Origin of the sequence: Vibrio sp. Vb2131 (assembly GCF_033338535.1) — a bacterium.
Lineage (GTDB): Bacteria > Pseudomonadota > Gammaproteobacteria > Enterobacterales > Vibrionaceae > Vibrio > Vibrio alginolyticus.
This window is the reverse complement of sequence record NZ_JAWOSW010000130.1, coordinates 1-560: the sequence shown is the minus strand read 5'-3', so window position 1 is coordinate 560 and position 560 is coordinate 1. Positions and strand designations below refer to the sequence as shown.

Annotated in this window: 1 protein-coding gene; it reads left to right on the top strand. The window is 47.1% G+C overall.

Features of this window, described 5'->3' with window-relative positions; all coding sequences use genetic code 11:
- Positions 1-560: LysR family transcriptional regulator (locus R7E38_RS23220; RefSeq protein WP_318082200.1), on the top strand; the 560-nt coding region annotated here is incomplete at both ends.

Below are 560 nucleotides of genomic sequence, written 5' to 3'. Positions count from 1 at the left end.
GGTGTCGATCTGTTTGATCGCTCCGGCCGTTATCCCAAACTGACCGAGAACGGCCATGCTCTGATGCCTTACGCGCAAGCGGCGATCAGTCAACTCGACCGATTAAACAATAAAGCGACTCAGCTCTTTTCTGCGCAGGCGAGCGAGCTTGTTCTCGCGATTGATGAAGGGATTCCGCTGACTCGATTACCGGATGTGCTTAAAAACCTAGAGCAACAATTTCCGCAACTACAAGTCGAATGTTTAACGGCATCTAGCCCAGACATTATTGAACTGGTGAAATCTGAACGTGCAACCACCGGAATTATTCTGAGCGATCTGCAAATGCCTAGGCATATCGATTTCACCAATCTTGGTAATATCGCATTCGATGTGTATGTCTCTTCCGATCACCCATTAGCGGCTCAGAGAATTACCCATATCGATCAACTCAAACAATATCGCCAACTGGTGATACGCTCAAAGAGTGCAGAGCCAGGTAGCCTCAACCAAGCATTGAGCCCAGATATCTGGTACGCTGATAACTACTACATTTTGTTGGAATTAGCGAACAAAGGGTT